At 68.5% G+C, this 1,759-nt stretch carries 3 protein-coding genes; all 3 read left to right on the top strand.

Annotated elements, in window-relative coordinates:
* Positions 1 to 781 (top strand): methyltransferase domain-containing protein (locus WAW85_RS16115; RefSeq protein ID WP_422560599.1); only part of this gene is annotated, 781 nt, incomplete at its 5' end.
* Entirely contained in the window at positions 781 to 1,107 is a 327-nt protein-coding gene (locus tag WAW85_RS16110) for a cupin domain-containing protein (RefSeq protein WP_422560598.1), read from the top strand. The genes WAW85_RS16115 and WAW85_RS16110, both read left to right, overlap by 1 nt.
* Positions 1,108 to 1,132: 25 nt before the next feature.
* Positions 1,133 to 1,759, top strand: a 627-nt coding sequence (locus WAW85_RS16105; RefSeq protein ID WP_422560597.1) for a hypothetical protein, incomplete at its 3' end; no start/stop codon positions are given.

Here is a 1,759-nt window from a genome sequence, read left to right as displayed (position 1 = left end):
ACCCCTCGCCACCCGCAAGGATGAGGACATGCCCGGCCATTGGCTGCTCGCCCGGATGGGCAAGCGGGTGCTGCGACCCGGCGGACTGGAACTGACCCACCGACTGCTGAAGAACGCGAAGCTGGCCGGTGCGGACGTTGTGGAACTAGCGCCCGGCCTCGGCAAGACCGCAGCGGACATCCTGGCGGCCGGCCCGAAGAGTTACGTCGGCGTGGAGGCCGATCCCGAAGCGGTGGCGCTCACCGAAAAGGTGGTCGGCACCAACGGACGCCTCGTCGAGGCCGATGCCGCCACTACCGGACTCGACGCGGACAGCAGCGACGTCGTGATCGGCGAAGCGATGCTGACCATGCAGTCCGAACGAGGCAAGGACGCCATCATCAGCGAGGCTTTCCGCGTGCTTCGCCCCGGCGGCCGCTACGCGATTCACGAGCTGGCCCTGGAGCCGGACACGCTGAGCGATGAGCAGAAGACCGAGATCCGGCAGGCCCTGGCCCGCTCGATCAAGGTGAATGCCCGTCCACTCACCGAAGCCGAGTGGCGCGCGCGGCTGACCGCCCACGGTTTCGAGATCGAGACGGTGGGCTTCGCTCGTATGGCGCTCCTCGAACCCAAGCGCGTGATCGCCGATGAGGGCCCGATGCAAACTCTGCGCATCGTCGCCAACGTGCTGACCCACCCGGACGCGCGACGACGCATCCTCGGCATGCGAACCGTGTTCCGGAAGTACCGCAACGAGCTCTCCGCGATCGAAGTGATCGCCCGGAAGCCGGCGGCCTGATGAGTACCGACTGGAGCTACCTCACCGGCCTGGCCGACCCGAACGTCGACGAGACCGGTGGCCGCCCGAAGATCACAGTGATCCATCGGGGCGACACCGAGACCGTAATCCGGCTGGCGTTCACGCAGGGCCAGGCGATGACCGAGCACACGGCGGCACACCCCATCGTCGTACTCGGCCAGGTCGGTGCCATCGACTTCACCGTCGGCGGCCAGACCCACGAGCTGACCGGCGGCACCGCTATTCGGGTCGATACTCGCGTCCCGCATTCGCTACGCGCGCAGACCGACGGCACGGCCACCTTGATCGTGGTGCACGGGTCATGACGCGAGGCATTCCCGGCGGTGCCCGGTGACGCCGCGCCAGCGCGACCGGGTCCGCTCGCTCGTCGCCGAATCCGAGGCGCCGATCGACGCCCAGACCATCGCCTCGACCTTGGACATTCACGTCACGACCGCGCGATTTCACCTGAACAACCTGGTGGCCGAGGGCTCCGCGGTGACCATCGCGCTGCCGCCGGACGGTGTGGGCCGTCCGCGGGTCGGCTACCGCGTTGTCGTAGCGCCCCCGATCGACGACCTCGTCGTGATGCTGATCATGCGTCTGGGTGAGACGCCGGAGGCCCGCGAGGCGCTATCTGTCGACGTCGGTCGCGCGTGGGCGGCCAAGCATCTGCCGGTCGAGTCATGGAAGGACGACGCGGCTGGCTCACCCGATCCCTTGGTGATCGCCGAAACCATCCTCACCCGGCTCGGCTTCCGCATCACCGGCGTCCTCAGCGCGTTCGGCGACCACGAGATCACGCTCGGCGGCTGCCCGATGCAGGAGTTGGAAGCCGACCTGCCCGAGGTGGCCCGCGGCGTGGTCCGCGGCATCCTGGAAGAAGCCCTCGCCACCGGCGCCCCGCAGCTCAGTTCCAGGTTCGCCGTCACAGTCACCCCGGATGCTCGCGCCGGTGCGTGCGAGCTCCACCTTCAG

The organism is Gordonia sp. (in: high G+C Gram-positive bacteria), assembly GCF_049299075.1.
Taxonomy (GTDB): Bacteria; Actinomycetota; Actinomycetes; order Mycobacteriales; family Mycobacteriaceae; genus Gordonia.
The sequence above is the reverse complement of the archived record's forward strand: the minus strand, read 5'-3'. Positions and strand labels throughout refer to the sequence as shown.

Coding starts and splice junctions, on each gene's coding strand:
- WAW85_RS16110 (WP_422560598.1), top strand. CDS start 781: ATGAGTACCGACTGGAGCTACCTCACCGGCCTGGCCGACCCGAACGTC.